This is a genomic window from Pseudomonas frederiksbergensis (genome assembly GCF_001952935.1).
Lineage (GTDB): Bacteria > Pseudomonadota > Gammaproteobacteria > Pseudomonadales > Pseudomonadaceae > Aquipseudomonas > Aquipseudomonas frederiksbergensis.
On sequence record NZ_CP018319.1, the window covers coordinates 5,935,410 to 5,961,383 of the forward strand.

The 25,974-nt window shown below is 61.7% G+C and carries 29 protein-coding genes; 14 read left to right on the forward strand and 15 right to left on the reverse strand.

The genetic code is table 11. The features are described 5' to 3' along the window. Nucleotides 1-21: 21 nt before the first annotated feature. From ubiT to norR, 7 genes are all read right to left on the reverse strand, one after another. On the reverse strand, nucleotides 22-492 hold the full coding sequence (ubiT, locus tag PFAS1_RS27685; protein WP_076031330.1) for a ubiquinone anaerobic biosynthesis accessory factor UbiT: 471 nt from the start codon (nucleotides 490-492) through the stop codon (nucleotides 22-24). Next, a complete protein-coding gene (locus PFAS1_RS27690) occupies nucleotides 486-1,376 on the reverse strand; it encodes a U32 family peptidase (RefSeq protein ID WP_076031331.1) in 891 nt (296 codons plus the stop codon). Before PFAS1_RS27690 ends, ubiT begins: the two co-directional genes overlap by 7 nt. Nucleotides 1,377-1,386: 10 nt before the next feature. Continuing rightward, nucleotides 1,387-2,382 (reverse strand): ubiquinone anaerobic biosynthesis protein UbiU, encoded by a 996-nt coding sequence (ubiU, locus tag PFAS1_RS27695; RefSeq protein ID WP_076031332.1) that lies wholly within the window; start codon nucleotides 2,380-2,382, stop codon nucleotides 1,387-1,389. A 76-nt stretch (nucleotides 2,383-2,458) separates the two neighbouring features. Next, nucleotides 2,459-3,694, reverse strand: a complete 1,236-nt coding sequence (locus PFAS1_RS27700) for a molybdopterin molybdotransferase MoeA (RefSeq protein ID WP_076031333.1) — start codon at nucleotides 3,692-3,694, stop codon at nucleotides 2,459-2,461. Continuing rightward, nucleotides 3,691-4,245, reverse strand: a complete 555-nt coding sequence (gene moaB / locus PFAS1_RS27705; protein ID WP_076031334.1) for a molybdenum cofactor biosynthesis protein B — start codon at nucleotides 4,243-4,245, stop codon at nucleotides 3,691-3,693. Before moaB ends, PFAS1_RS27700 begins: the two co-directional genes overlap by 4 nt. Nucleotides 4,246-4,475: 230 nt before the next feature. Continuing rightward, nucleotides 4,476-5,123, reverse strand: a complete 648-nt coding sequence (gene pdxH, locus PFAS1_RS27710) for a pyridoxamine 5'-phosphate oxidase (protein ID WP_076031335.1) — start codon at nucleotides 5,121-5,123, stop codon at nucleotides 4,476-4,478. A gap of 72 nt (nucleotides 5,124-5,195) precedes the next feature. After that, nucleotides 5,196-6,725, reverse strand: coding sequence for a nitric oxide reductase transcriptional regulator NorR (gene norR, locus PFAS1_RS27715; RefSeq protein ID WP_076031336.1), 1,530 nt, complete (start codon nucleotides 6,723-6,725; stop codon nucleotides 5,196-5,198). Nucleotides 6,726-6,881: 156 nt separating this feature from the next. On the opposite strand from norR, the gene ytfE reads away from it, so the two are divergent. Next, on the forward strand, nucleotides 6,882-7,556 hold the full coding sequence (gene ytfE / locus PFAS1_RS27720; RefSeq protein WP_076031337.1) for an iron-sulfur cluster repair protein YtfE: 675 nt from the start codon (nucleotides 6,882-6,884) through the stop codon (nucleotides 7,554-7,556). A 123-nt stretch (nucleotides 7,557-7,679) separates the two neighbouring features. Here ytfE and PFAS1_RS27725 read toward each other — a convergent pair whose 3' ends face one another. Both PFAS1_RS27725 and PFAS1_RS27730 read right to left on the reverse strand, forming a co-directional pair. Further along, nucleotides 7,680-8,120 (reverse strand): CopD family copper resistance protein, encoded by a 441-nt coding sequence (locus PFAS1_RS27725; protein ID WP_076031338.1) that lies wholly within the window; start codon nucleotides 8,118-8,120, stop codon nucleotides 7,680-7,682. A gap of 25 nt (nucleotides 8,121-8,145) precedes the next feature. Beyond that, complete coding sequence (locus PFAS1_RS27730; protein ID WP_076031339.1) at nucleotides 8,146-9,336, reverse strand: NnrS family protein; 1,191 nt, start codon at nucleotides 9,334-9,336, stop codon at nucleotides 8,146-8,148. Nucleotides 9,337-9,930: 594 nt separating this feature from the next. On the opposite strand from PFAS1_RS27730, the gene PFAS1_RS27735 reads away from it, so the two are divergent. Together PFAS1_RS27735 and PFAS1_RS27740 are read left to right on the forward strand one after the other, a co-directional pair. Further along, a complete protein-coding gene (locus PFAS1_RS27735) occupies nucleotides 9,931-10,614 on the forward strand; it encodes a Crp/Fnr family transcriptional regulator (RefSeq protein WP_076031340.1) in 684 nt (227 codons plus the stop codon). Then, the gene (locus PFAS1_RS27740) at nucleotides 10,611-10,811 is read left to right on the forward strand and encodes a protein DnrP (protein WP_198044938.1); all 201 of its coding nucleotides are present in this window, start codon (nucleotides 10,611-10,613) and stop codon (nucleotides 10,809-10,811) included. The genes PFAS1_RS27735 and PFAS1_RS27740 overlap by 4 nt, the downstream gene beginning before the upstream one ends. Before the next feature lie 233 nt (nucleotides 10,812-11,044). Here the strand turns inward: PFAS1_RS27740 and PFAS1_RS27745 are convergent, their stop codons facing one another. The 6 genes from PFAS1_RS27745 to PFAS1_RS27770 form a co-directional block, all read right to left on the reverse strand. After that, nucleotides 11,045-12,886 (reverse strand): nitric oxide reductase activation protein NorD, encoded by a 1,842-nt coding sequence (locus PFAS1_RS27745; RefSeq protein ID WP_076031341.1) that lies wholly within the window; start codon nucleotides 12,884-12,886, stop codon nucleotides 11,045-11,047. A 77-nt stretch (nucleotides 12,887-12,963) separates the two neighbouring features. Beyond that, complete coding sequence (locus PFAS1_RS27750) at nucleotides 12,964-14,394, reverse strand: cbb3-type cytochrome c oxidase subunit I (protein WP_076031342.1); 1,431 nt, start codon at nucleotides 14,392-14,394, stop codon at nucleotides 12,964-12,966. 3 nt (nucleotides 14,395-14,397) lie between these two features. Further along, nucleotides 14,398-14,838, reverse strand: a complete 441-nt coding sequence (locus PFAS1_RS27755) for a c-type cytochrome (RefSeq protein WP_008156283.1) — start codon at nucleotides 14,836-14,838, stop codon at nucleotides 14,398-14,400. A gap of 246 nt (nucleotides 14,839-15,084) precedes the next feature. Then, complete coding sequence (locus PFAS1_RS27760; RefSeq protein ID WP_076031343.1) at nucleotides 15,085-15,342, reverse strand: cytochrome C oxidase subunit IV family protein; 258 nt, start codon at nucleotides 15,340-15,342, stop codon at nucleotides 15,085-15,087. 10 nt (nucleotides 15,343-15,352) lie between these two features. Beyond that, entirely contained in the window at nucleotides 15,353-15,940 is a 588-nt protein-coding gene (locus PFAS1_RS27765) for a cytochrome c oxidase subunit 3 family protein (protein ID WP_076031344.1), read from the reverse strand. Then, a complete protein-coding gene (locus PFAS1_RS27770; protein ID WP_074876054.1) occupies nucleotides 15,924-16,727 on the reverse strand; it encodes a CbbQ/NirQ/NorQ/GpvN family protein in 804 nt (267 codons plus the stop codon). Before PFAS1_RS27770 ends, PFAS1_RS27765 begins: the two co-directional genes overlap by 17 nt. A 199-nt stretch (nucleotides 16,728-16,926) precedes the next feature. Here PFAS1_RS27770 and PFAS1_RS27775 point away from each other — a divergent pair, with 199 nt between their 5' ends. From PFAS1_RS27775 to PFAS1_RS27825, 11 genes are all read left to right on the forward strand, one after another. Further along, nucleotides 16,927-18,615 (forward strand): nitrite reductase, encoded by a 1,689-nt coding sequence (locus PFAS1_RS27775; protein WP_076031345.1) that lies wholly within the window; start codon nucleotides 16,927-16,929, stop codon nucleotides 18,613-18,615. A gap of 24 nt (nucleotides 18,616-18,639) precedes the next feature. Beyond that, nucleotides 18,640-18,954 carry a c-type cytochrome gene (locus PFAS1_RS27780; protein WP_076031346.1) on the forward strand — a complete coding sequence of 105 codons (315 nt, stop codon included), beginning with the start codon at nucleotides 18,640-18,642 and terminating at the stop codon, nucleotides 18,952-18,954. A gap of 18 nt (nucleotides 18,955-18,972) precedes the next feature. After that, nucleotides 18,973-19,296: a c-type cytochrome gene (locus PFAS1_RS27785; RefSeq protein ID WP_074876049.1), complete on the forward strand. Its 324-nt coding sequence runs from the start codon at nucleotides 18,973-18,975 to the stop codon at nucleotides 19,294-19,296. After that, nucleotides 19,293-20,471, forward strand: a complete 1,179-nt coding sequence (locus tag PFAS1_RS27790; protein WP_076031347.1) for a cytochrome D1 domain-containing protein — start codon at nucleotides 19,293-19,295, stop codon at nucleotides 20,469-20,471. The genes PFAS1_RS27785 and PFAS1_RS27790 overlap by 4 nt, the downstream gene beginning before the upstream one ends. Nucleotide 20,472: 1 nt before the next feature. Continuing rightward, nucleotides 20,473-20,931: an Lrp/AsnC family transcriptional regulator gene (locus PFAS1_RS27795; RefSeq protein ID WP_076031348.1), complete on the forward strand. Its 459-nt coding sequence runs from the start codon at nucleotides 20,473-20,475 to the stop codon at nucleotides 20,929-20,931. After that, entirely contained in the window at nucleotides 20,928-21,443 is a 516-nt protein-coding gene (gene ahbB, locus PFAS1_RS27800; protein WP_076031349.1) for a siroheme decarboxylase subunit beta, read from the forward strand. The genes PFAS1_RS27795 and ahbB (PFAS1_RS27800) overlap by 4 nt, the downstream gene beginning before the upstream one ends. Next, nucleotides 21,436-21,879, forward strand: a complete 444-nt coding sequence (locus PFAS1_RS27805) for an Lrp/AsnC family transcriptional regulator (RefSeq protein WP_076031350.1) — start codon at nucleotides 21,436-21,438, stop codon at nucleotides 21,877-21,879. The genes ahbB (PFAS1_RS27800) and PFAS1_RS27805 overlap by 8 nt, the downstream gene beginning before the upstream one ends. Then, on the forward strand, nucleotides 21,854-22,357 hold the full coding sequence (gene ahbB / locus PFAS1_RS27810) for a siroheme decarboxylase subunit beta (protein ID WP_076031351.1): 504 nt from the start codon (nucleotides 21,854-21,856) through the stop codon (nucleotides 22,355-22,357). The genes PFAS1_RS27805 and ahbB (PFAS1_RS27810) overlap by 26 nt, the downstream gene beginning before the upstream one ends. 27 nt (nucleotides 22,358-22,384) lie before the next feature. After that, on the forward strand, nucleotides 22,385-23,563 hold the full coding sequence (gene nirJ / locus PFAS1_RS27815; protein WP_076031352.1) for a heme d1 biosynthesis radical SAM protein NirJ: 1,179 nt from the start codon (nucleotides 22,385-22,387) through the stop codon (nucleotides 23,561-23,563). Between the two features lie 70 nt (nucleotides 23,564-23,633). Next, nucleotides 23,634-24,473, forward strand: a complete 840-nt coding sequence (gene cobA, locus PFAS1_RS27820; protein WP_076031353.1) for a uroporphyrinogen-III C-methyltransferase — start codon at nucleotides 23,634-23,636, stop codon at nucleotides 24,471-24,473. After that, a complete protein-coding gene (locus PFAS1_RS27825) occupies nucleotides 24,470-25,963 on the forward strand; it encodes a nitrite reductase (RefSeq protein WP_076031354.1) in 1,494 nt (497 codons plus the stop codon). Before cobA ends, PFAS1_RS27825 begins: the two co-directional genes overlap by 4 nt. Nucleotides 25,964-25,974: the final 11 nt, after the last annotated feature.

Sequence of the window (25,974 nt, forward strand, 5' to 3'; positions counted from 1 at the left end):
TGTTCAGGAATGGCCTGGCGGTTACCCCGCCGCCAGTCCCTTCCCGGCCCGCTCCAGATTGCGCCACAACCAAACCGGCAGAACATCTGGGTCAAGGCTGTCGATCAGGTTCTTCAATGCCAACCCCAACTCCGTATCGCCCTCAATCACCAAACGCCGACGAAAGAACAACGTGTCCGGATCTTCCTGACGGCTCGCCAGCAATAGAAACTCGCGCCAGTTACCGCTGATCGTCACATGCGCCGTGGCGCGTTCAGCAATTCGCAACCCGTCACGAGTCAACGTCAGGAACCACGACAACCCCAGGTCCGGGATCCGCAAGCACAACCAACGCCCGCGCAAAACCTCAAACTCGCCATCGCGCAACGGCTCGGCGAGGCAGCGATTGAGCGCCTGTTGCAACGCCAGGCGCTGCACCGCAAATGGCACCCGGCGCACCAACGGCAACAACCGGTCGGCGCCTTTCAGCAGCCATTTCTTTCGATTCAACACAGGCCGACCTCCTCGACACGCAGCATGCCGGCCTGGCCATGCCAGTAGCCATTGCAACCGTCGACGAACAGCGGCGGTGTCTCGCCCAGTCGAACCCGTTGATAGGCCGCGATCACCTCGGCCATGCCCTGAGCGCGGGGGCTCAGACGCAACAGATCGGCGCCACAGGCCACCAGCCCGGAGTAATCCGCCAGCAGATTGGTCACCTCGGCCGACATCGTTTGAATACCGTTGATGGTGAACAACGCCTGCCCTTCCTGACTGGTCAGCGGTAGGCCGTCGGGGTAGTTGAGGCAGCAGAACCGACAGTCGTCCTTGGGCAGGTTTTCCGCCCGTGCGGTGAAGCAGCGTGCGGAATAGGCCAACGGCAAATGCCCGTAAGCAAAGATCTCGACTTCCGGCACCTCGCGGCCCAGTTCGCGCACTTGCTCGAGCACATCGCCAATCAGCGCCGCGGAGCATTCCACCGGCGGCACCCACCGGGTCATCCCGCAGTCCAGCAGTTGCGCGAGGGTATGACCGTTGTACAGATTCAGCGCCGGACCACCCACGAACGGCAATTTGCGCTCAGCCAGAAACTGCACCGCGCCCATGTCGTTGGCTTCCACCAGCAATTGGCCGTTGTCGCAAAGACGACGAAGGCTGGACAGTTCGGAGGCCGCTTCGATCAGCGTCAGGCTGGAGATCACCAACTGCGCCTGGCTGCATTCCTGCAACTCGCGCCCCAATCCCAGCCATTGATCCAGTGAAAAAGCCCGGCGTTTCGAACACACGGTTTCGCCCAGGTAAATCACGTCCAGGGGCAAGGCCGACATCTCGGCGTAAAAGTTGCTGAGTTGCTCTTTGTCCCAATAAAACAGGACCGGTCCAAGGCTGAGTTTCATGTCGCCTCCCTCATTGCCATGATCGATGATAAGCACCCAGGGTGGTCTGGCTGCCTTCGGACAAACCGGCCAGTACTTTGCGCCATTCCTCCTTGACCCGAAAACTGCCCGGCGAGCCACGATGGGCATCCAGTGCCGCACGCCAGACGCGGGTGACTTGTTCGACATAGGCCGGGCTGCGTTGCCGGCCTTCGATTTTGACCGCCTCGACGCCGATGGCCGTCAATTCCGGCAGCAAGTCCAGGGTGTCGAGGCTGGTAGGTTCTTCCAGCGCATGAAAGCGTTTGCCGCCGACCAGGAAACGGCCCTTGCACAGGGTCGGGTAACCGGCGGGTTCTTCGGGGGTGTAACGGTCGATCAGCACTTCACTGAGCCGCGCGCTCAAGCCTTCGGCGTCGTCGCTCCAGCGCACCGCTTTGGCCGGTGAGCAGACGCCGCAGAGGTTGGGGGACTCGCCGGTGATGTAGGACGACAGATGGCAACGCCCTTCGGCCATGATGCACAAGCTGCCGAAGCCAAACACTTCGATGGGCACCGGGCTGCTCGCGGCGACCTGGCGCACTTGTGCCAAGGACAACACCCGCGGCAGCACCGCACGCCGAATGCCGTAGCGTTGCGCGTAAAATTCCAGCGCCGCAGCATGCGTGGCCGAGCCCTGGACCGACAGGTGCAACGCCAAATGCGGATGCCGCTGGCTGGCGTAGTTGAGTACCCCGGGGTCGGCGGCGATCAACGCATCCACGCCGAAATCGGCGGCGCGATCGACCGCCCGTTGCCAGCGCTCCCAGCCCTTGGGTTGCGGGTAGGTGTTGACCGCGACGTAGAGTTTGCGTTGATGCTGGCGAATGTGAGCAACCGCCGCGTCGAACTGTTTGTCGTCCATGTTCAGCCCCGCGAAGTGCCGGGCATTGGTGTCATCGCGAAAACCGACATACACGGCATCGGCGCCTTCGCGCACCGCCGCTTTTAGCGCAGGCAGGTTCCCTGCCGGGCAGACCAGTTGCATGGGTGATCCTCATGGAAAAACGCGCTGCCAGTCTAGCGAGACCGGCAGGCGCGGCCTTGACGGCAATCAATTGCGATCAATGCATCAGGTCGGCGAAGGACAGGAACATCACGTTGTCGTGCTTGAGCACTTGCTGCTCGCACTCGATCACCGCCAGCCCATCGGCCCAACACGCGGCGCTCAACATCGCCGAACTTTGCTGAGGGTGCAGCTCCACGCGCAACTGGCCGTCAGCACCCGGCGTCAGTCGAGCCCGCAGGTACTGCCGACGCTTGTTGCGCTGCAACCAGTCGAACCCGGCGGGCACGGCCATTGGCAGCGGCAACACGTCTTTCACGCCCTGGGCCCTGAGCAGGAACGGCCGCACCACCACCAACGCGGTAATCAGCGCCGCCGAAGGATTGCCCGGCATGCCGATCCAGGGTTTGCCGGCCACTTCGCCGAAGGCCAGCGGTTTACCCGGCTGAATCGCCAGCCGCCAGAAATCCAGGCTGCCGAGTTCCTCGATGGCCTGTTTGAGGTGATCTTCTTCACCGACCGAGACGCCACCGGAACTCAACAACAGGTCGCATTCCGAAGACGCCAGGCTCAAGGCATGCCGGCTGGCCGCCAACTCATCGGCCATGACGCCATAGTCGTGCACCTCGACGCCCCAGCCACTCAACAACGCCGCGAGGCAGTAACGGTTGCTGTTGTAAATCTGCCCCGGCGCCAACGAGTCGCCGGGCTCACGCAGTTCATTGCCGCTGCTGAGCAGGCACACCTGCAACGGACGGTAGACCTCGACCCGCGCGATGCCAGCGCCGGCCAGCAACCCCACTTCTTGCGCACGCAGGCGTTTACCGGCCTGGAGCAACAGGTCTCCCCGGCGCACCTCCTCACCCTCCTTGCGCACGTGATCGCCAACGCTTACGGGAGGAAACCAGACGCGCTCGCCCTCGATCCGGCAACGCTCTTGCGGCACCACCGTGTCGGCACCCGGCGGCAATGGCGCGCCGGTAAAAATCTGTACAGCTTGCTGCGCGAGCAACGGCGAGCTCGCCTGATCCCCTGCCGCAATTCGTCCGCCAATCGGCAAGTAGCCACCGTCCGGTGGCAGGTCAGCAGCCCTGAGGGCGTAACCGTCCATGGCACTGTTGTCCCAGGCCGGCAGGTTGACGGGGGAATGAATGTCCGCCGCCAGCACCCGACCCAAGGCTTGATCCAGACCGATCTTTTGCGCCAGGGGCGGCGGCGGTGCCTGCTCCAGCAGACGGCTGATGGCCTCGTCCACCGGCATCAGGTGGCCGAGGTCGCACACCCGACCAGTCATGAGCGTGTCTCGCAGGCGTCAATGACCCGTTGCGCTTGCGGCTTCAAATGCGCGACGAAATTGCACGGGCCGGTGCGGCTGTCCAATTGTTCGAGCAGGATCTGGTTCCAGGCAGTTCGACACGCGCCGGGCGAACCCGGAACGCAGCACACCAGCACGCCGTTGCTCATCCCGGCCAGCGCCCGTGACTGCAGACTGGACATGCCGATTTCCGCCAGGGACACCTGACGAAACAGTTCACCGAAGCCTTCCACGTGTTTGTCCAGCAACGGCAAGACCGCTTGCGGTGTGTTGTCGCGCGCGGTGAAACCGGTGCCGCCGGTCATCAGTATCACTTGAACCTTGGGGTCGGCGATCCAGTGAGAGACCTTGGCGCGAATCTGATAAATGTCGTCCTTGACCAGGTCACGGTCGATCAATACATGCCCGGCCGTTTGCAGCAAATCCGTCAGGGTCTGCCCCGAGGTGTCGGTGTCAAAGGTGCGCGTATCGCTGATGGTCAGCACGGCGATGTTCAGGGGTTCAAACGTGCGTTGCGCCAGATGGGCCATATCCAAGCCTTCCCGTGAATGAGGGTATGGGACAAAGCCTGAACCGGAATCCCCGGTGAGCCTATTCCTCCAAGGAGGTACCTCCACAGGGACATAAGCAGAATGTGTCGGGCACACAAAAACCTGTGGGAGCGAGCCTGCTCGCGATAGCGGTTTGTCAGGCAACATCAATGGTGACTGACACACCACTATCGCGAGCAGGCTCGCTCCCACACTGTCTCCCATCGCTATCAGGGCGCCAGTCGATTGCGTTGCCAAACACCATCGCGCAACCGGTAATCGAGGCGGTCATGCAAGCGGTCGGCACGGCCCTGCCAGAATTCCAGACGCTCAGGGCGCAAGCAGTAGCCGCCCCAATGTTCGGGCCGCGGCACGATCTTGCCGGCAAAGCGCTGGATGGTTTGGAGCAACAGCGATTCAAGCTCGGCCCGATTGGCCAGCGGCCGGCTTTGCGGCGAAGCCCAGGCGCCCAGGCGACTGTCCTGCGAGCGGGAATCGAAGTACGCATCCGACAGCATCGGGTCGAGCCTGGAGACCTGGCCTTCGATACGCACCTGACGCTCCAGCCCCGGCCAGAAAAAGGTCATCGCCGCATGCGGGTTGGCGGCCAGTTGCTGGCCCTTGTCGCTCTGGTAATTGCCGAAAAAGGTGAAGCCTTCATCGCTCAAGCCCTTGAGCAGCAGGACCCGGCAGTGCGGGCGCCCTTCACTGTCGACCGTCGCCAACACCATGCTGTTGGCTTCGACAGGCGCGCGCTCGGTGTCGCGGGCCAGTTGCAGCCATTGCCGGAACATCGCCATCGGGTCGTCCAGCGCCGACTCGTCTTGCAGGCCAAAAAGGGTGTAGTTACGGCGCATCTGGGCCAGGGAAAGGGGCATGACGGTGATCTCCAAAAAGGTTCTGCCCAGTGTGCAATGCACAGCGCAAGACCACCTTGACCACCATCAACCTTATTTGAGACGCAGACGCCGAGCCAGTTTGTGCAGGTTGCTGGGATCGACTTCCAGAATCCGCGCGGCGCTGGCCCAGTTTTCCCCGGACAGGCTCAAGGCCTGGAGGATTTTCTTGCGCTGGTAATCGTCGACCGCTTCACCAAGAGGCTGGAACGGCTCATCAGCCGTAACGTCCAGTGGATTTTCGACGACCGCACCCTGCTCGCCCACGGCACTGTCGAGGTCCAGAATCTCGGGCTCCAGGGTCATGATCAACGTGCGACTGGTGCCGCGACTGAGCTGCTTCAACGCGGCCCGGCTGATCACATGCTCCAGCTCGCGCACGTTGCCCGGCCAACTGTACGTCAGCAGCGCTCGCTCGGCCGCCGGCGACAGGCGCAAGCCGCGCAAACCGAGCCGCGCCCGATTGAGCTCGAGGAAATGCCCGGCCAGCATCAATACATCGTTACCCCGCTCGCGCAACGGTGGAATCGGCACCGGGTACACCGAGAGCCGGTGATACAGATCGGCCCGAAACAAGCCGTCGCGGATGCTGTCCGGCAGGTGCCGGTTGGTCGCGGCGATGATGCGCACATCGACATGCAGCGGCTTGTCGGCGCCGAGGCGCTGGATTTCGCCGTTCTGCAGGGTGCGCAGCAGCTTCGCTTGCACGGCCAATGGCAATTCGCCCACTTCATCGAGAAACAGCGTGCCACCGTTGGCCGCATCGAAACGTCCGGCACGGTCACTGGTGGCGCCGGAAAACGCGCCTTTGACATGGCCGAACAATTCACTCTCTGCCAGAGACTCCGGCAACGCCGCGCAGTTGACCTGCACCAGCGGCTTGTGACTGCGGCGCGACAGACGATGCAAGCGCCTTGCGAACAGCTCTTTGCCGACGCCGGTCTCGCCCAGCAGCAACACCGGCAATTCGGAGTCGGCCAGCACGTCCAGTTCATTGAGCAACTGATGCAGCACCTCGCTCTGCCCGAGGATTTCGCCTTCATCAGCCGGCCGCCGCACGTCTTGAATATCGCTGCGGGACAAGCGCAGGCTGCGGTTTTCCTGCTCGAGCCGGGTAACTCGCACGGCGGCTTCGATCTGCAAGGTGCAGCGCTTGAGTTCTTCCCGCGCACGACTGTCGAAAGTCCCGGCGTGCAGCGCATCGAGGGTGATCGCGCCCCAGATCCGCCCCTCCACGTACAGGCTCACGCCCATGCAATCGTGCACGGGCATCGGTTCGCCGGCGTGATGGTCGAGCAAGCCGTCATAGGGGTCCGGCAGACGGCTATCGGGCTCGAACCAGGTGGGTTCGCGCGACGCCATGATCGCCGCCAGCCGCGGATGCTGGGCGATGACGAACCGACGGCCCAACGCTTCATGCACCAGCCCCACCGTCGCCACCGGCCTGAGGCTGTCGTCGTCCAGACGCAGCAATCCCACGGCGCCACTGTTGAAGTACTCCCGCAGGGTCTGGACCAGTCGTTGCAACCGCACAGCATTGGGCAACTCGACAATCAGGTCGGCCGCCAGGCTTTCTCGCAGCATGGTAGTTATTACCCTCTATGGTTGGATTCACCCTAAAGCGTCCGGGTGCCTATCACCACAACTAAAAATAAAGCTCTATTTTTCAATACGTTAAAGATGGCATGCCGGGTGCAATGAGCCTGGGGAACCGTTGAAATCCAAACAAGGAACCCCCTGATGAGCCTGACCCTACTGGAACAAAGCCTCGGCCAACTGGCTTGCGATATTCCCGGCGCCACGCGGATTTTCCACACCTTCAAACTGGACTTCTGCTGCGGCGGGCATAAAAGCCTGCGTGAAGCGGCCGCGGGCAAAGACCTCGACCCGGTGCTGATCGCCGATGCGCTGCACCGGCTGCAAGACACCGGCGAAACCCAACACGACTGGCGCAGCGAACCGACGGAGCTGTTGATCGCCCACCTGCTGGCGCGCTACCACGCCCGCCATCGCGAGCAACTGCCGGAACTGATCCGCCTGGCCCGTCGTGTCGAGCAGGTCCATGGTGCGCGCAGCAGCTGCCCCAATGGCCTGGCCGATCTGCTGACTGACATGCAACAAGAACTCGAAGGCCACATGCTCAAGGAAGAACAAGTGCTGTTCCCGATGCTGCAACAGGGCATCGGCTCTCAAGCGGCGCCGCCGATCCAGGTGCTGCGTTTTGAACATGATCAACATGGCGAAGCCCTCGAAAAGCTGCTTGCACTGACCAACAACATCACCCCGCCGGCCGATGCCTGTAACACCTGGCGCGCCCTGTATCGTGGGCTGCTGGAGTTTCGTGATGACCTGATGCAACACATCCATCTGGAGAACAACGTGCTGTTTGTTAATGCCCTCAAACCCCGTCATTGATCGCCAACCAGTGACACCGCTTTCGCGAGCAGGCTCGCTCCCACAGGGGATGGAATTCCAATGTGGGAGCGAGCCTGCTCGCGAATGGGCGTCACCTCGGGATTACGGGTTTCCCCAGCGCGATCAACCGTGCCAATAGAACATCGCCTTGGCCAGGATCACGATCAACACCATGTGCCCAAGGATGCTGCGGCGAATCCAGCTGGCGCGGGTCGTGGTCAGTCGTGCGCTTTTCAGCCAGTACGCCAGCAGGAAGTAATGACCGATGATGCTCAGGGCCAGGACGATCTTCAGGCTCAGCAACGTGCCAAAACTGCTCGCCAGCGGCTGACTCAATACGCCACGGTGTTGCCACGCCAGGCTGATGCCGGCGCCATACAACAGCAACACCACGCCATGCAGCACCTTGCGCGAACGCACTGCGATCGCTTGATCGGCGCCCGTTTGCGCGGTAACCGCCACCTGCTGGCGGGCGTTGTGCCAGATCACCACCTCGAAGAACAGCGTGCCGATGAAGGCAATCGCCGCCAGCAAGTGGGTGACCAGTAAAAAGGGATATAACACTGGCAGCCTCCATCAGTTCGCTTGCTTAGCCTGGATGGCCGTCCACCCGCGCCCGCAACAGCATCGGCCCGTAGCGCCAGGCGTACAGCGCAAACGCCAGCGTCCAACACAGACCGGCCAGCCACAACGCAGGCAGAGGAAAGAACAGGATCAACACGACCCGGCTCAGACACGCCAGGTTGAGCAGAATGAACGCCAACGTCATGCCCGACGGCGGCTCCAGCGCACGGCCGGTATGCCCCAGGCTGACCCGCGCGATCATCGCCAGCACCAGGCCGCCCATGGCGCCGATGGTTAGGCAATGCACCGCCAGACTTGGATTGATCGGCACACCGAAATGCCACAGCGCCATTCCGAGACAAGCCACCGCCAACCAGGCATACGCCAGGTACAACGACCACAGCAACGGTACGTGCCAGAGGGCGCGATCATGCCAGCGAACCAGACGCACCAGATGCCCTGCGGCCAACACGGCGAACAACAGGCCCACCCAGAAATTGGGGTCAAGCGCAGGTCCGGCGGCATACAACAACGCCACCAGCGGTGAGCCAATCAGCAGCAGCCAATCCAGCCACGGCCAAGGGGTCACGCCTTCGACCTTGCCGAGGCCACGCTGGATGAAGAACGGAATGACGCGCCCGCCGATCAACCCCATCATCGCCGCCACCAGCCAGAGGCCGGTCAGCACACCTTGACGCTGCCAGCCTTCATGACCTTCGACCAGGCCGTACAGGGACAAGCCGTCGGCCGCCGCTAATAACAGCAGCACCACCGCAATCGGGTAGTTACGTTTCTGCCGCACCTTCCACAAGGTGAAACCCATGAGCGCGGCCACCGCCAGCGGGAACGCCAATTCCAGCACCGCGAGCACCGGCCATGGCGCATTGACCAGCCAGGCCACGCGCGCCAACAACCACAGCAATGCCAGCGCGGCCAGGGGTCGCCCGCTGAGGCCGGGGCGACCGGTCCAGGTCTGCACCGCCGTCAGCAGAAAGCCCGCGATAATCGCCAAGCCGAATCCGAACAGCAATTCGTGTCGATGCCAGCCCAGCCAGCCACCCGCCGGCTGCCAACCGGAAAGCGCACCATTGAAGGCGGCCAGCCAGAGCGGAATGGCCAGCACTGCCAGCAGGCAGCCGGCGAGGAAAAACGGCCGAAAGGCCAAACGTAACAGCGGCGCGATGGCCATCGCTTTACGGCGGTCGAGCACTTGCATAAAGCCACTCCTTTACCTTGCTGCTGACCTGACGCCAACCCGCACGCGTCGAGGTAATTCCGGGGGCAATGATCGGGTATTGGCGATCAATTGCCTTTGTCGCAGATCAAGTGTGCAAGGGGCGTGCCCCGGATCCCAATTCAACCCACTGTGGCGAGGGGGCTTGCCCCCGTTCGGCTGCGCAGCAGTCGTAAAACCTATGAATGAGGTGTGCCTGATGAAATGTGATTGCAGGTTCTAGGGCTGCTGCACAGCCCAACGGGGGCAAGCCCCCTCGCCACAGGTGTTTCGAATCAGGGTACAAATGACCATTTAAGGGTTATTTAAACCATAAACCTCGTGGTCGTTTTTACCCTCTTTTCTGACAACCCTAATAAACAAGGGCCTCCAGGCATGGCCCGCGTCTTGCTCAGGCTTTCAGCAATCAAAAACCTTGATCCCTCTCGAATCCCCAGGAGTCGTCATGAAAAAAGTCATCCAGCCACTGGCCTGGTTCGTGGTGTTGACCTCGGTCCTGGCGTTGGCCAGCGGCGTCTCGCTGGGCCTCGTTTGACTTGATCGCCATCCCCTCCTCAATCTTCAGGATGAATTCTTATGGTGCTTCATCGCGTCCATCACCAGATTCTGCGCAGTCATCACTTGTTCGAGCCGTTGAACGAAGAACAGCTGGATGAATTGATGAGTACCAGCCACTTGTTGAGCATCGACAAAGGCGAACCGTTGTTCCGCCAGGGCGAGCCGGCCGACTCGTTCTATTTCGTGATTGCCGGCGCGGTGAAAATCTACCGCCTGACACCGGATGGGCAGGAGAAAGTGTTTGAGGTAATCGGCGATCGGCAAACCTTCGCCGAGGCGATGATGCTGATGGACACCCCGAACTATGTGGCCTCGGCCGAAGCGATCTGCCCGACTCAGCTCTATCGGTTATCCAACAGCACCTACATGCGCCTGCTGCAGAGCAACAGCCGGCTGACCTTTGCGCTGCTCGGCAAGCTTTGCGTTCGCCTGCATCAACGGGTCAACGAAATCGAAACCCTGTCCCTGAAAAACGCCACCCACCGGGTCGTGCGTTATCTGCTGACGCAACTGGTGCGCCAGCAAACCGTCGACAGCCAATTCGAACTGCCGATGGCCAAGCAACTGATTGCCGGGCATCTGTCGATCCAGCCGGAAACCTTTTCGCGGATCATCCGCCGTCTGATCGATGAAAACATCATCACCCAGGACGGCCGCCAGATCGCCATTCTCGATCGTCTGCGCCTGGAACAGTTCGAGTGAGTGCCATGCCCGTCTGTTTGTATTGCCAGCACACCCACCCCGCACAAGAAACCGAGTGCCGCCAATGCGGCATGCCCCTGCCGGCATTGGCGGCACAGGCAGGGGAGCGCCGGCTGCGCCGATTCACATGGTTCTGCATCGGCCTGACGATCTTCTGCGTGACGATGTTTTTCTGGCTGCCACGCAGCATCTCCTGAAGCCCCACCGCAATTTTCAATCCCACGCATCTCGCGCCTGCGAAGCAAAAATCCTGTGGCGAGGGGGCTTGCCCCCGTTGGGTCGCGAAGCGGCCCTAACCCGGTAATCCAGTTGTGGCAGATAAAACACATTGGCTGTTTTTACGACTGCTTCGCAGCCGGACGGGGGCAAGCCCCCTCGCCACAGGGTCTGCGCTTCGCAGGCTCGGCAGCTGCTACAGGGACTGTGTTGATCACGGTTGGGTCAACTGCCGATACAACTGCGGCAACCGCAGGGGTAATTGCTCGGGCTGGCGGATCAAGGTGTAGCCATTGGCGCCGAACATGTACGGCAGGTAATCCCCGGCCTCGCGGTCAATCGTGATACAGAACGGCGTCAACCCCTGACGCCGCGCCTCCAGCACCGCTTCGCGGGTGTCTTCAACGCCGTAGCGCCCCTCATACAAATCCAGATCATTCGGTTTGCCATCCGTGAGTAGCAGCAACAGCTTGCTACGGCGCTTGCTCTTGCCCAGCAGTTGGGTGGCGTGGCGGATGGCGGCGCCCATGCGGGTGTAATACCCCGGTTTGAGCCCTTGAATACGACCACGGGTATTGTCGTCATAACGTTGGGTGAAGGACTTGAGTTCCTGCATGCGCACTTGATGACGGCGCAGCGAGGAAAATCCGTACAGGGCGAAATCATCACCGAGCACCGACAGGGTTTCGCCAAACAGCAGCAAACTGTCGCGGATCACATCGATCACCCGATGCTCATCGTTCAAGTGCGCGTCGGTGGACATCGACACATCGGCCAGCAACAGGCAGGCCAGGTCGCGGCGCGTCTGCCGTTGTTCCATGAACAGACCTCGCTCCGCACACTGGCCATGCTCGCGTTCAACGTGAAAATCCAGCCAGGCCTGCATGTCCAACTCAGACCCTTGAGGTTGCTGGCGTAACCATTGACGGTCATTGCGTAGATGCTCGAACTGGCGGCGCAAACGGTGCGCCGGGGCCTTCAGCCGTGGCGGCAGTGGCTGCGCCTCGCAATCCCGGGGCACCATCATTTGCAGATTGACGAAGGCGTCCTGCATCTGCTGTTTGCGGTAGTCCCACTCCGGCAACTTGATGCCCTCGCCCAGGGGAATATCGTCGACATCGGCCGGCGGCAAATCCAGGTGCAGCTTGAGGCCGCCGCCCTTGCGCAGACGGGTGCGCGACAGGCTCAACTCGTCGAGGTCTTCGGCGACTCTGGCGGCGTCCGGGTCTTCGCTGTCGTCTGTCCAGCGATCCAGGTCCACGTGTTCGGTCCAACTGAACAGGTTCTCCAGGCGCACGATCAACAACCCGCCGTCGCGGCTGCCTTCATCGATTCGCTTGGCGCGTTTGCTTCCGCCTTTCTGTTCACCGGGCGGGGTCGTCAGCGACTCTTCCGATTCGTCACCGAGATCGGCCGCCTGCGGGCTGGCGAGGTTCTGCGGCGGGTACAACCACAGCGGCAGCGGCCAGGCGGCCCGTTCGCTGCGGGGGAAATGTTCGACACTGCCCGGCTCGCGTAGCGCCTGGCATAACGCTCGTTCCAGCGCCGCTTCGCCGGGGTTCAATGTGGCCGGATCCGGGCGCAATTGCAGATGGGCATCGACCAGACGTTCGTAACGGGCACGCAACGCGGGATAGCGTCGCAGCAACTGTTGCGTCCAGCGTTGATTGTCCCGCCCCCAATGACGCATCTGCCCGGCCTGGGCCGCCAGCAACGCGAGCCAGCGATAGAGTTCCTCGTTCAGTGCGACTTCAGGAAACACCGCCAGGCTCGACGGCAGACGCAGATTGGCCTCGTCGCACCACGCCAGGGGCACTTGCTTGCAGGTGCCGGCGATCTGCTGCAGCACGTTGCGCCGCAACAGCAGATCACGTTCGCTGGCGGCTTCCACGCCGACGCCATTGGCCCCACCCATGGCGCGAAACAACAACGCCAGCGGCCGCTGCTGGTGGATCAGTTCGACCCGGGCCTCGGGAAAGTCCGGGCTGGCGCGACGGGTGATAAAGCGATGCCAGACACTGCCGACCCACTCTTCCAGTTCGACGGTAAAGGCCATGGTTTTTTTCCTCTGAAAACCAATGTGAAACGGCCCGCTGTACCAGCCGGGCCGTCCTCCTTCAGGGTGTTATTGGCTCACGAACGAACAGCGGAGGCGGCAGAGGCAGTGATCCCCACTGGCACCCGACGCTTGAAGCTGAACAGATAGCAGATCAGCCCTGCGAAGAACCCGAGACCGGCGCCCAGACGAGCCCAGAACAGCACTTGCAGATGATCGACAGTGGCCATGAACGGTAACGCGACGCCATCTACCGGCCAGCGTTGCAGGTAGATCTGCACGACACCGGCTGCGGTGAGCAACAGCGTGATCATCACCATCGACAGGGTCATCAACCAGAAACCCCAGATCTCGAGTTGCTGCGAACGCTCGTCCGCTGCCTCACCGAGCCCGCGCAGTTTCGGCATGGCGTAGCTGATCAAGGTCATCACGATCATCGCGTAAGCACCGTAGAAGGCCAGGTGACCGTGAGCCGCCGTCAACTGCGAACCATGGGTGTAGTAGTTGACCGGCGCCAGGGTATGCAGGAAACCCCAGACGCCAGCGCCGAAGAACGCGGTGACCGTGGTGCCCTTGGCCCATAGCGTGGCGGCGCGGTTCGGGTGGTCCCGGCGACGGTTCTTGACCATGCTGAAGGCGAATATCACCATCGCCAGGAACGGTAGCGGTTCGAGTGCCGAGAAGATTGAACCCACCCACAACCAGACCTCAGGCGCACCGATCCAGAAGAAGTGGTGACCGGTACCGATGATCCCCGTGATCAGCGCCATGGCGATGATCACGTAGAGCCATTTTTCCACGACCTCCCGGTCCACACCGGTGATCTTGATCAGGACGAACGCGAGCATCGACCCCATGATCAGTTCCCACACGCCTTCTACCCAAAGATGCACCACCCACCACCAGTAGAACTTGTCACGGGCCAGGTTGCCGGGGTTGTAGAAGGAGAACAGGAAGAACACCGCGAGACCGATCAACCCGGTCATCATGACCATGCTGACGGTGGTCTTGCGCCCTTTGAGCAAGGTCATGCCGATGTTGTAGAGAAAGCCCAGACAGACCACCACGATACCCATCTTGGAGATGGTCGGCTGCTCCAGGAACTCTCGCCCCATGGTCGGCAGCAGTTCGTTGTGGGTCAGCTTGGCCAGGCCGGCATAAGGCACCAGTAGGTAACCGAGGATCGTCAGCACACCCGCGGCGGCGAATACCCAGAACAGGATGATCGCCAGCTTCGGACTGTGCAGCTCGCGGTCGGCCTCTTCCGGAATCAGGTAGTAGGCCGCCCCCATGAAGCCGAACAATATCCAGACGATCAGCAGGTTGGTGTGCACCATCCGCGCCACGTTGAAGGGGATGATCGGGAACAGAAAGTCGCCGACCACGTATTGCAGGCCCATGATCAAACCGAACAGTATCTGACCGAGGAACAGCATCAGGGCAAACACGAAGTACGGTTTGGCCACGGATTGCGAGGCGAATTTCAGATGCGGATTAGCAATGCTCATGTCTTAGCCCTCCTTGTTTGGCGGCCAGCCATTGGTGTTGATTTTCGAGCTCCATTTGAGGAACTCGGCGATGTCATCCACCTCCTGGTCACTCAACTTGAACTGCGGCATCGCGCGTCGGCCCGGTACGCCCAGTGGCTGCATTTTCATCCAGGCATGCAGGAAGGGTTTGAAGCCCGCCTCCCCGCCGCGCCGCTGGAACACGTTGCCCAACTCAGGCGCGAAATAGGCGCCCTCGCCCAACAGCGTGTGGCAGCCGATGCAATTGTTTTGCTCCCAGACCAATTTGCCGCGTTCGACTGATTCGGTTAACAGCGCCTCATTGCTGCGCTCTGGAAAGGTCTGTTCCGTGTGATAGGTCAAAGCCAGGAATATCAGGAAGAAGAAGATGCTTCCCCCGAAGTAGATGTTCCTGGCCATGCCTTTGGTGAAGGTGTCTGACATGGTCGCTTCCTCTTTGCTAGGCCCGTCCATCATAGGAAGCGAAGGGTTGAAACCTGCTTGATGGCGATCAAGAAAGGCAGATGGTTTTGGTCGGGTATAGATCGTATGGCTGACGGAGATCCAATGTGGGAGCGGGCTTGCTCGCGAAGGCGGTGTGTCAGGCACATCAATTGCGACTGAGACACCGCCTTCGCGAGCAAGCCCGCTCCCACATTGGAGTTGGGGTGTTTTAGGGGCTGTATTTCTTCAGCGGAAGGACACCAGCGTCAGGCCTACCACCGTTGCCAACACCAGCGCCCAGCTCAACATCAACCGCCGCCACAGTCGCGGCGCGTGGCGCATCTCCATGAAGCCATCGGTGATCAGCCACGCCTTGCCAACCGCCACCAGCAAAATCGCAATCGACAACAACCACGTGGCCCCGGCCTGGGCCAGCACCACGGTGCATACGCTTAACGTCGCGAGCGCCGCCCAACAGACGAGCAAAACCCTGGAAACAGACATGAGACCCTCGTCAACTCAACACGTAGACCAGCGGAAACAGCACCACCCAGATCAGATCGACCATGTGCCAATACAACACGCCGGATTCAAACCCGCTGCGATTGTCGGCGTCGTACAGGCCACGGCGACAGCGCTCGGCCAGCCATCCGAGAATGACCATGCCGAGTACTACGTGGAGAAAATGAAACCCGGTGAGGATCCAGTAGAGCGTGAAAAAGGTGTTGTGCTCCATGCCCAGCCCCGAGGCGAGCAAGTGCCGGTATTCGGTGAGTTTCAACCCCACGTAGACACTGGCAACGAGCAACGCCATCAGCAGGAAGATGGCGCCGTGGCGGGATCGTGAGCGCCTGACCTGTTCCTGCGCCAGCGCAGCGAACAGGCCCGCGGTGAGCAGGCTCAGGGTCATCGCCAAGCCGGTTGAGGTGTTCAGCAACAGGCGGCTTTCACTGAACATCTGCGGCTTGAGCGCCTGGGTCGCGGCGAACACCAGGATCAGGATGGCGAACACCGACAGCTCGGCCAGAATGAAAAACCACATCGCCAGATCGCCCGGCAAGTGGCGACGCGAGACGCCCGTGGACTCAACCGAAGTGGACATCAACCACGTCCATCAGCGCGGCAACGGTCAGCGGATCATCGCTCAGCGGCTCGGCCAGGCAAGCCATGCAGGCCTCGCGCGGGCTCATGCCGGAGCCGATCATGCGCGCGGTAAAAATCAACAGCCGCGTTGAGGCAACCTCCTCCAGATCATGCTGATCGAGCCGGCGCAGTGCCTGCCCCAGCCGCACCACTTGCGCCGCCAGCGCGCTGTCCACCTGTGCTTCCCGGGCCACGATGCGTTCCTCATCGGCCACCGGCGGATAGCCAAAGCGCATCGCCACGAAACGTTGGCGAGTGCTGGGCTTCATGCCTTTGAGCAAGTTCTGGTAGCCGGGGTTGTAAGACACCACGAGCATGAAGGACGGCGGCGCCTTCAGCACTTCGCCGGTGCGTTCCAGGAACAACTCGCGACGATCATCAGCCAGTGGATGCAGTACGACCACGGTGTCCTGGCGCGCCTCGACCACTTCGTCGAGGTAACAGATGCCGCCTTCACGCACCGCCCGGGTCAGCGGTCCGTCCTGCCACCAGGTGCCCTGGGCACCGATCAGGTGACGGCCGATCAGGTCGGCCGCGCTCAGATCATCGTGGCAAGCCACGGTGTACAGCGGCAGTTTCAGCCGGTGGGCCATGTGCTGGACGAAACGGGTCTTGCCGCAGCCCGTCGGGCCTTTGATCAGCACCGGCATGCCGTGTCGCCAGGCTTGTTCGAACAGCGCCTCCTCATTATTCAGCGGTTGGTAGAAGGGTTCGGTCGGGTGTTCGCAAGACGGGGTACGGTCCATGGGCTGTCTGTTCCAAAAGCGGATTCAAGGAACACGCTACGGGCCCCTGCGACAACCTGGCAAGTGAGATGGCCGGCAAACTTGATCGTCGTCAAGCGGACATTGGCCTGCTCGGGCATAGCCTTGCACGGCACTAAGAACCTGCGTTCTGCGCTGCCGTTTCAGCACATCGCAAAGGTCTTGCCTGAGGAGAAATGGAATGCTGATCAGCAATAGAAAAACGTTTGCCCTGACCCTCGTCACATTGTGTTCGTCACTGGCCCTGGCGGTGAGCCATGCCGCCAGCGCTGAAGAGCCCGCCGCCGCGGCCGCCCCGCCCATGGTCAAAACCGTGGGTGCTCCCGACATGAGCCAGGCCGAGTTCGACTCGTCCAAGGAAATCTACTTCCAGCGTTGCGCAGGCTGCCACGGCGTGCTGCGCAAAGGGGCGACGGGAAAACCACTGACGCAAGACATCACCCAGTCTCGCGGGCAACCGTTCCTGGAGGCCTTGATTACCTACGGCTCGCCAGCGGGCATGCCGAACTGGGGGACGTCCAATGCGCTGACCAAGGATCAGATCACGTCAATGGCCAAGTTCATTCAGCACGCGCCGCCGACGCCGCCGGAATGGGGCATGGCCGAGACGCTGAAAACCTGGAAGGTACTGGTCAAACCCGAGGACCGCCCGAAGAAGCAGCTGAGCAAACTCAACCTGCCGAACCTGTTTTCGGTGACGTTGCGCGATGACGGCAAGATCGCCCTGATCGATGGGGACAGCAAGAAGATCGTCAAGCTGATCGAGACCGGTTACGCGGTGCACATCTCGCGGATCTCTGCCTCGGGTCGCTATCTGCTGGTGATTGGTCGAGACGCACGGATCGACATGATCGACCTGTGGCCGCTCGAGCCGACCAAGGTCGCCGAAGTCAAAGTGGGCATCGAGGCGCGCTCGGTCGAGACCTCGAAGTTCAAGGGCTACGAAGACAAATACACCATCGCCGGTTCTTACTGGCCGCCGCAATTCACCATCATGGACGGCGAAACCCTGGAGCCGAAACAGATCGTTTCGACCCGCGGCATGACCGTCGACAAGCAGGAATACCACCCCGAACCCCGGGTCGCGGCGATCATCGCCTCCCACGAATGGCCGGAGTTCATCGTCAACGTCAAGGAAACCGGCAAGGTCATGCTGGTCAATTACCAGGACATCAAAAACCTCACCGTCACCTACATCGACGCCGCGCCCTTCCTGCATGACGGTGGCTGGGACAGCACGCACCGCTACTTCATGACCGCCGCCAACAACTCCAACAAGGTCGCCGTGATCGACTCCAAGGAGCGCAAATTGACCGCGCTGGTGGACGTCGGCAAAACCCCTCACCCGGGTCGCGGCGCCAACTTCAACCACCCAACCTACGGCCCGGTCTGGGCCACCAGCCACCTGGGGGATGACGGTATCTCGCTGATCGGCACCGACCCGACCAAACACCCGCAATACGCCTGGAAACAGGTCGGCTCACTCAAGGGCCAGGGCGGCGGATCGCTGTTTATCAAGACCCATCCCAAGTCTCGCCACCTGTACGTCGACACCACCCTCAACCCGGACGCCAAGCTCAGCCAGTCGGTGGCGGTGTTCAACCTCGACAAACTCGACGCGGGCTACACCGTGCTGCCCATCGCCGAATACGCCGGCATCAAGCAAGGCGCCATGCGCGTGGTGCAGCCGGAATACAACAAGGCTGGCGATGAGGTCTGGTTCTCCGTGTGGAGCGGTCAGGCAGAGGAATCAGCGCTAGTAGTGATCGACGACAAAACACTGAAGCTCAAGTCAGTCATAAAGGACAAACGACTGATCACACCCACCGGCAAGTTCAACGTCTACAACACCCAACATGACATCTATTGAGCTCCATCAATGCAAGGAAACACCATGAAAAATACTCTGTTTTCACTGTTCGCCCTGACCGCTGCGCTGAGTGTGCAACCGGCCTTGGCCCAAGACGCGCAGGAGCTGTTCAAAAGCAAACCCTGCGCAGCCTGCCACTCCATCGACACCAAAATTGTCGGCCCGGCCCTCAAGGAAGTGGCGGCCAAGAACGCTGGCGTACCCGGGGCCGTGGACACCCTGGCCAGCCACATCAAGAACGGCACGCAAGGCAATTGGGGTCCGATGCCAATGCCGGCCAACCCGGTAACGGATGAAGAAGCAAAAATTCTCGCGACCTGGGTACTGACACTCAAATAACCGCCTGGAGGGCGTCTGATGGTTTATCGACACGCTGTGATTCTGGCGGCCCTCCTCCTCATTTGCGCAACCGCGGTTGCGGCGCCGGACGCTCAGCGTCAGGCACAACTCGAACACCTGCTGACCCAGGACTGCGGCGCTTGCCATGGGCTGCACCTGACCGGCGGGCTGGGCCCCGAACTGACGCGCCCAGCGCTGGCCGGCAAGTCACGGGACAGCCTGATTGCCACCGTCACCCATGGCCGGCCCGGCACGGCGATGCCCGGTTGGGCGCCGTTGCTCAGCCCCGACGACATCCGTTGGCTGGTCGATCTTCTTCTCCAGGGAAATCCCGCACCATGATCCGTTCAATCCTGCTGTCAGCGGCGACCGGGCTGTTGTTGTCCGCTTGCGTTCAACCACCGTTGCGTGGCTCCGGCGACTTGGGCGTGGTGGTGGAGCGCGCCAGCGGTAGCGTGCAAATCATCGAAAGCGACACCCGCACCACGCTGGCCCGACTCGAGGGTTTCGGCGACCTGTCCCATGCCTCGGTGGTGTTCTCCCGTGACCAGCGCTACGCCTATGTGTTCGGGCGCGACGGCGGGTTAAGCAAAATCGATTTGCTGGCCCAACGTATCGACCACCGAGTCATTCAAGGCGGCAACAGCATTGGCGGCGCCATCAGTCAGGACGGCAAGTTGATCGCGGTGTCGAACTACGTGCCCGGCGGGGTCAAGGTGTTCGATGCCGACACCCTGCAACTGGTGGCCGATATTCCGGCCACGGCCCTGGCCGATGGCAGCAAGCGCTCGCGGGTGGTCGGCCTGGTCGACGCGCCGGGGCAACGTTTTGTGTTCAGCCTGTTCGATACCGGCGAGATCTGGACCGCCGATTTCAGTCAGGGCAGCACACCGCAGATCAGCCGTTTCACCGGTATTGGCTCGCAACCCTACGACGCCCTGATCACCCCGGATGGCCGCTATTACATGGCCGGGCTGTTCGGTGAAGACGGCATGGCCCAACTCGACCTCTGGCATCCAGAGCGCGGTGTGCAGCGCGTACTCGGCGACTACGGACGCGGCCAGGTGAAACTCCCGGTCTACAAAATGCCGCACCTGGAAGGCTGGGCCGTCGCCGATAACCAGGCCTTTGTGCCCGCCGTTGGCCAGCATCAGGTGTTGGTGATGGATTCACGCACCTGGCAGCAGACCGCGGTCATTCCGGTCGCCGGCCAACCGATATTCGTCACCTCGCGCCCGGACGGTCGGCAGCTGTGGGTCAATTTCGCCTACCCGGACAACGATCGGGTGCAGGTCATCGACACCGAAACCCATGCCGTGGTCGCGGATCTGAAGCCAGGGCCAGCGGTGCTGCACATGGAATTCACCGCACGCGGCGACCAGTTGTGGCTGTCGTTACGCGACGGCAATCAGGTTCAAGTCTGGGATCCGTACCGCCTGAAGCTGCTGAGCACCCTGCCAGCCTCCGCGCCGAGCGGCATCTTCTTCAGCAGTCGCGCGCAGAAAATGGGGTATTGAAATGAACCTTGAACTGCTCAGCCGCCAACTCATCGAGCGCTTCCAGCACGGCATGCCGCTGTGCCCGTCACCGTACAAGGAGATGGCGCGGATTCTCGGTTGCCGCGAATCGCAAGTGATGGCCTGCCTGGAAGAAATGGATCAGGCCGGCACCCTCTCACGCATCGGCCCGGTGTTCGAGCACAGCCGCGCCGGGGCCAGCACCCTCGCCGCCCTCGCCGTGCCCGCCGACCGCCTGCAACAGGTGGCCGATCGCGTCAGTCAGTACCCGGAGGTCAATCACAACTACGCACGGGAGCATTTCTACAACCTGTGGTTTGTGCTGACCGCCCCTGATCGCCAACACATCGACCGTGTGCTCAAGGAACTGGAGGACGACACCGGCCTCATGCCGCTGGACCTGCCGATGTTGACCGCTTACCGCATCGACCTCGGTTTTGCCCTGGGAGAAAAATCATGACGCCCGGATTGAGCCCCCAACAAGTGCTGGATCTGCGTCGGCACCTCGAAGGCGGATTACCGTTGGTAGCGCGCCCGTATCAAGCCCTCGCCGAACGGATAAACACAGACGAAAACCAGGTGCTCGAACAAATGCGCCAGTGGAACGAGCAAGGGCTGTTTCGCCGTATCGGCCTGGTGCTGCACCATCGCGCGCTGGGCTTTACCGCCAACGCCATGCTGGTGCTGGATGTTCCTGATGCGCTGATCGACGAAGTCGGCCAGCGCCTGGGAAGAGCACCCGGCATCAACCTCTGCTATCAACGGCCACGGCGTTTGCCGCAGTGGCGGTACAACCTGTTTTGCATGGTGCACGGGCGTCGACGTGATCAGGTGGAGGCGCAGATTCAGGCGTTGCTGGAAGAGCATTTGCTGAGCGATTTGCCCCATCAATTGCTGTTCAGCACCCAGGTCTTCAAGCAGTGCGGCGGCCGCTTTGCGCCCTCGCGCACAGGAGCACCGACCCATGGATGACCTCGACCGTCGGCTGATCAACCGCTTGCAACTGGGCCTGCCACTGGTGCGCCACCCTTGGCGCGCAGTGGCTGCCGAACTGGAGACCAGCAGCACTGAACTGCTCGGCCGACTGCATACCCTGCTCGATGACGGAATGCTCACGCGCTTCGGCCCGATGTTCGACATTGAACGACTGGGCGGCGCCTTCACCCTCGCCGCCCTGGCGGTGCCGGAAGAACGTTTCGACGAGGTCGCCGAGCAACTGCATGACCTGCCTGAAGTGGCGCACAACTACCGACGCGAACACGCCTGGAACATGTGGTTCGTGCTCGCCTGCGCAACTGAACATGACCTGACCGAGACCCTGAACCACATCGAAACCCTGACTGGCTTGCCGCTGCTCAACCTGCCCAAAGAGGAGACTTACCATGTCGGTCTGTATTTCCCGGCCTGAAGACACACTCGTCCAGCGCCTGATCGTGTTGACCCAGGCGGGTCTGCCTTTGCTGGAAGACCCGTGGGCGTGGCTCGCCGAACAGTTGGGGCTGAACATCGACGCCACCCTGGATCTGCTCAAGCGCTTGCAGGCCGAGGGCGCGATTCGGCGGATCGCCGCCGTGCCCAATCACTACCGCCTCGGCTATCGCCACAACGGCATGACGGTCTGGGATGTGCACGACACCGACATGCCGCGCCTCGGCGCGCTGATCGGCGCGCAACCTTTCGTCAGCCACTGCTATCGCCGTCCGCGCCGAACCGACTGGCGCTACAACCTGTTCGCCATGGTTCACGGCCGCAGCGGCGATGAAATCAACAATTACCGCGAGCACCTGCGCCACTTGCTGGGTGACGCTTGTGCGGCCGACGAAATGCTGGTGAGCAGCCGCATCCTGAAAAAAACCGGCTTGCGCCTGCCGCCCGCTTCGCGCTGAACACGTTCCCGACTCAAGGAGAGTTGCATGTTGAGGATCAGCCAATACCTGCGTGCGTTAGCCGGCCAGGCGTCTGCACCCAGGACCAGTCCACCGGGCAGCAATCGGGCGCCGGTGGTGATCTGGAACCTGCTCAGGCGCTGCAACCTGACCTGCAAACACTGCTACGCCACCTCGGCCGACAGTGTCTTTCGCGACGAACTGGATACGGCCGCCGCGCTGACCGTGATCGACGATCTGCAAGATGCCGGGGTGAAGGTGTTGATTCTTTCCGGTGGCGAACCGCTGTTGCGCGAGGATCTGTTTGTGCTCAGCGCCTACGCCCGGACCAAGGGTTTCTTTGTAGCCCTGTCCACCAACGGCACATTGATCGATGAGCACAACATCGCGCAGGTCAGCGCGGCGAATTTCGACTACGTCGGGATCAGCATCGATGGCCTGGAAGCGACCCATGACGCCTTCCGCCAACTCAAGGGCAGCTTCGCCCGTTCCATGCAGGCGATCCGGCTCTGTCGCGAACAAGGCATTCGGGTCGGGCTGCGCACCACCCTGACCCAGGAGAACCATGCGCAGCTGCCGCAACTGCTGGCGCTGATGCGCGAGTACGACGTGCAGAAATTCTATCTGTCGCACCTCAACTACAGCGGTCGCGGTAAACGCAGTCGCAAACTCGACGCGCACCAGCAGATGAGCCGCGAGGCCATGACGTTGATCTTTGAGCAGGCCTGGGAAGACATCCAACAGGGGCGCGACAGCGATTTTGTCAGCGGCAACAACGATGCCGACGCCATTCTGCTGCTGCAATGGGCAGCCCTTCGTTTGCCCGAGCATTACCCACGCCTGGAAAACATGCTCCGCGCCTGGGGTGGCAACGCCTCCGGCAGTGGCATCGCCAACATCGACAACACCGGCGAAGTGCACCCCGACACCTACTGGTGGCAGCACTCGGTGGGCAATGTCCGGCGCACGCCGTTCCGCACGTTGTGGCTGGATCAGCCGGATGCCCTGCTGTTGCGCCTGCGCGAGCATCCCCGCGCCGTTGGTGGTCGTTGCGCGCAATGCCGCTGGTTGCCCATCTGCAACGGCAACACCCGCACACGCGCCTGGGCCGAAGGAGATCTGTGGGGCCAGGACCCCGGCTGCCACCTCAGCGATGACGAAATCGGCGTGCCGCCGGTGACGACCATCCCTTGCATCACTCATTGAATAGCCCGTCCGGCCAACCACCTGACAAAGGCTGGGGCCGGCCAACCTGATGAAGCACCAAGGACGTCCCATGCCTCCATCGATTGCTATACCGGCCACACTTGAGTCCCCGTTCCGGCCGGGCGAAGTTGCCCTGGTCGGCGCCGGCCCCGGCGACCCACGCCTGCTGACCCTGCGCGCCTGGAGCCTGTTGATGCAGGCCGACGCCGTGGTGTACGACCGGCTGATCAGCCCCGAATTGCTGACCTTGATCCCCCTGACCTGCGCCCGCCATTACGTGGGCAAGGCCAGCGGCTGCCACAGCCTGCCCCAAGACCAGATCAACGAACTGCTCGCCGACCTCGCCGATCAAGGGCAGCGCGTGGTCCGGCTCAAGGGCGGCGACCCGTTCATTTTCGGTCGCGGTGCCGAAGAGCTGGAGTACTTGCTGCAACGCGGTGTTGATTGCCAGGTGGTGCCGGGCATTACCGCCGCTTCCGGCTGCAGCGCTTACGCGGGCATACCCTTGACTCACCGCGACCTGGTCAACTCCTGCCGATTCATCACCGGTCATTTGCAACGCGATGGCGAGTTGTCGCTGCCCTGGAGCAGCCTCGCCGACAGTAGCCAGACCTTGGTGTTTTACATGGGCTTGTCAAACCTGGGGATCATCGCTCAACGCTTGATCGAAGCCGGGATGTCAGCCGATACGCCGGCGGCGCTGATCAGCAACGGCACGCGGCCCGACCAGCACGTCGCGCGAGGCAAGCTGCACCAATTGCCGACCCTGGCGCTGGATTGTCCACCGGGCATTCCGACACTGACGGTGATCGGCACCGTGGTCGATCTGTTCGCCGCAGAACAACTGGAATACCCGGCGCGGCTGTACCCGGCGCAAGCTCTGCAACGCCACGCCAAGGTGGCGATATGAGGCGAATCCTCCTTGCCCTCCTGTTATGGATCAGTGCCGCCCAGGCCGGCGCAGCGGTTCCGGCACTTGAACTCGCGGCGCAAAACTATCAGCAGCATTGCCAGAGTTGTCATGGTATTAACCGTCTCGGCGGTGCGGGGCCGGCGTTGTTGCCGGAGAGTCTCAGCCGGATCAAACCCGATGAAATTCGCCGGGTGATCCAGAACGGCCGACCTGCGAGCCAGATGGCTGGTTATGCCAACGTGTTCAGCCCCGCTCAGATCGACGCGCTGGTGGATTACCTTCAGCAACCACCCGCCACCCCGCCCACCTGGAGCAATGACGACATTGTCGGCAGTCACTCGATGCTCGCGGATCTCGGCAAATTGCCCACCACGCCCCAGCATGGCGCCGATCCGCTGAACCTGTTCGTGGTGGTGGAAGCCGGCGACCATCACATCGACATCCTCGACGGTGACCGCTTCGAGGTGTTGGCGCGGTTTGCTTCGCACTTTGCCGTGCATGGCGGGCCGAAGTTTTCGCCAGACGGACGCTTTGTCTACTTCGCCTCCCGTGACGGCTGGATCAGCCTGTATGACCTGCACAACCTGAAGTTGATCGCCGAAGTCCGCGCCGGCCTCAATACCCGCAACCTGGCGGTGAGCAAGGATGGACGCTGGGTGCTGGTGGGCAACTATCTGCCGGGGAATGTGGTGGTGCTCGATGCCCGCGACCTGTCGCTGGTCAAAACCATTCCCACGATCGGCCAGGACGGCACCGCGTCACGGGTCAGCGCGGTCTACTCCGCCCCGCCGCGGGACAGTTTCATCGTGGCGCTCAAGGACGTGAAAGAAGTCTGGGAACTGTCCTGGGCAGGCACACCGGATTTCGAACCACGGCGGATCCCGGCCGGGGACGTTCTCGACGACTTCTCCTTTTCACCGGACTACAAACAGCTGCTGGCCACCTCGCGCAAGGCCCAGGGCGGCCAGGTGATCGACCTCGACAGCGGCAAGGTGATCACCGACATCCCGCTGCCGGGGATGCCGCATTTGGGCTCGGGGACTTATTGGAAACGCAACGGTGAGTGGGTGTTCGCCACGCCGAACATCAGCAAGGGGCTGATCTCGGTCATCGACTTCAAGACCTGGAAACTGATCAAGGAAATCCCGACCCTGGGGCCTGGGTTTTTCATGCGCAGTCACGTCAATTCACGGTATGCCTGGAGCGATGTGTTCTTCGGGCCGGACAACGATGCGATTCACTTGATCGACAAACAGACGCTGGAGATTGCCCACACACTGCGTCCGATGCCGGGCAAAACGGCTGCTCATGTCGAGTTCACTCGCGATGGCCGTTTCCTGCTGCTGAGCATCTGGGCCACCGACGGTGCGCTGATCGTCTACGACAGCAACACACTCAAGGAGATCAAACGTATCCCGATGAACAAGCCTTCGGGCAAGTACAACGTGGGGAACAAAATTGAGTTTGCCGAGGGGACTTCGCATTAGGGTTTGGATCG

Coding starts and splice junctions, on each gene's coding strand:
- PFAS1_RS27690 (WP_076031331.1), bottom strand. CDS start 1,376: ATGAAACTCAGCCTTGGACCGGTCCTGTTTTATTGGGACAAAGAGCAA.
- ubiU (WP_076031332.1), bottom strand. CDS start 2,382: ATGCAACTGGTCTGCCCGGCAGGGAACCTGCCTGCGCTAAAAGCGGCG.
- PFAS1_RS27700 (WP_076031333.1), bottom strand. CDS start 3,694: ATGACTGGTCGGGTGTGCGACCTCGGCCACCTGATGCCGGTGGACGAG.
- moaB (WP_076031334.1), bottom strand. CDS start 4,245: ATGGCCCATCTGGCGCAACGCACGTTTGAACCCCTGAACATCGCCGTG.
- pdxH (WP_076031335.1), bottom strand. CDS start 5,123: ATGCCCCTTTCCCTGGCCCAGATGCGCCGTAACTACACCCTTTTTGGC.
- norR (WP_076031336.1), bottom strand. CDS start 6,725: ATGCTGCGAGAAAGCCTGGCGGCCGACCTGATTGTCGAGTTGCCCAAT.
- ytfE (WP_076031337.1), top strand. CDS start 6,882: ATGAGCCTGACCCTACTGGAACAAAGCCTCGGCCAACTGGCTTGCGAT.
- PFAS1_RS27730 (WP_076031339.1), bottom strand. CDS start 9,336: ATGCAAGTGCTCGACCGCCGTAAAGCGATGGCCATCGCGCCGCTGTTA.
- PFAS1_RS27735 (WP_076031340.1), top strand. CDS start 9,931: ATGGTGCTTCATCGCGTCCATCACCAGATTCTGCGCAGTCATCACTTG.
- PFAS1_RS27745 (WP_076031341.1), bottom strand. CDS start 12,886: ATGGCCTTTACCGTCGAACTGGAAGAGTGGGTCGGCAGTGTCTGGCAT.
- PFAS1_RS27750 (WP_076031342.1), bottom strand. CDS start 14,394: ATGAGCATTGCTAATCCGCATCTGAAATTCGCCTCGCAATCCGTGGCC.
- PFAS1_RS27755 (WP_008156283.1), bottom strand. CDS start 14,838: ATGTCAGACACCTTCACCAAAGGCATGGCCAGGAACATCTACTTCGGG.
- PFAS1_RS27760 (WP_076031343.1), bottom strand. CDS start 15,342: ATGTCTGTTTCCAGGGTTTTGCTCGTCTGTTGGGCGGCGCTCGCGACG.
- PFAS1_RS27765 (WP_076031344.1), bottom strand. CDS start 15,940: ATGTCCACTTCGGTTGAGTCCACGGGCGTCTCGCGTCGCCACTTGCCG.
- PFAS1_RS27770 (WP_074876054.1), bottom strand. CDS start 16,727: ATGGACCGTACCCCGTCTTGCGAACACCCGACCGAACCCTTCTACCAA.
- PFAS1_RS27775 (WP_076031345.1), top strand. CDS start 16,927: ATGCTGATCAGCAATAGAAAAACGTTTGCCCTGACCCTCGTCACATTG.
- PFAS1_RS27780 (WP_076031346.1), top strand. CDS start 18,640: ATGAAAAATACTCTGTTTTCACTGTTCGCCCTGACCGCTGCGCTGAGT.
- PFAS1_RS27785 (WP_074876049.1), top strand. CDS start 18,973: ATGGTTTATCGACACGCTGTGATTCTGGCGGCCCTCCTCCTCATTTGC.
- PFAS1_RS27790 (WP_076031347.1), top strand. CDS start 19,293: ATGATCCGTTCAATCCTGCTGTCAGCGGCGACCGGGCTGTTGTTGTCC.
- PFAS1_RS27795 (WP_076031348.1), top strand. CDS start 20,473: ATGAACCTTGAACTGCTCAGCCGCCAACTCATCGAGCGCTTCCAGCAC.
- ahbB (WP_076031349.1), top strand. CDS start 20,928: ATGACGCCCGGATTGAGCCCCCAACAAGTGCTGGATCTGCGTCGGCAC.
- PFAS1_RS27805 (WP_076031350.1), top strand. CDS start 21,436: ATGGATGACCTCGACCGTCGGCTGATCAACCGCTTGCAACTGGGCCTG.
- ahbB (WP_076031351.1), top strand. CDS start 21,854: ATGTCGGTCTGTATTTCCCGGCCTGAAGACACACTCGTCCAGCGCCTG.
- nirJ (WP_076031352.1), top strand. CDS start 22,385: ATGTTGAGGATCAGCCAATACCTGCGTGCGTTAGCCGGCCAGGCGTCT.
- cobA (WP_076031353.1), top strand. CDS start 23,634: ATGCCTCCATCGATTGCTATACCGGCCACACTTGAGTCCCCGTTCCGG.
- PFAS1_RS27825 (WP_076031354.1), top strand. CDS start 24,470: ATGAGGCGAATCCTCCTTGCCCTCCTGTTATGGATCAGTGCCGCCCAG.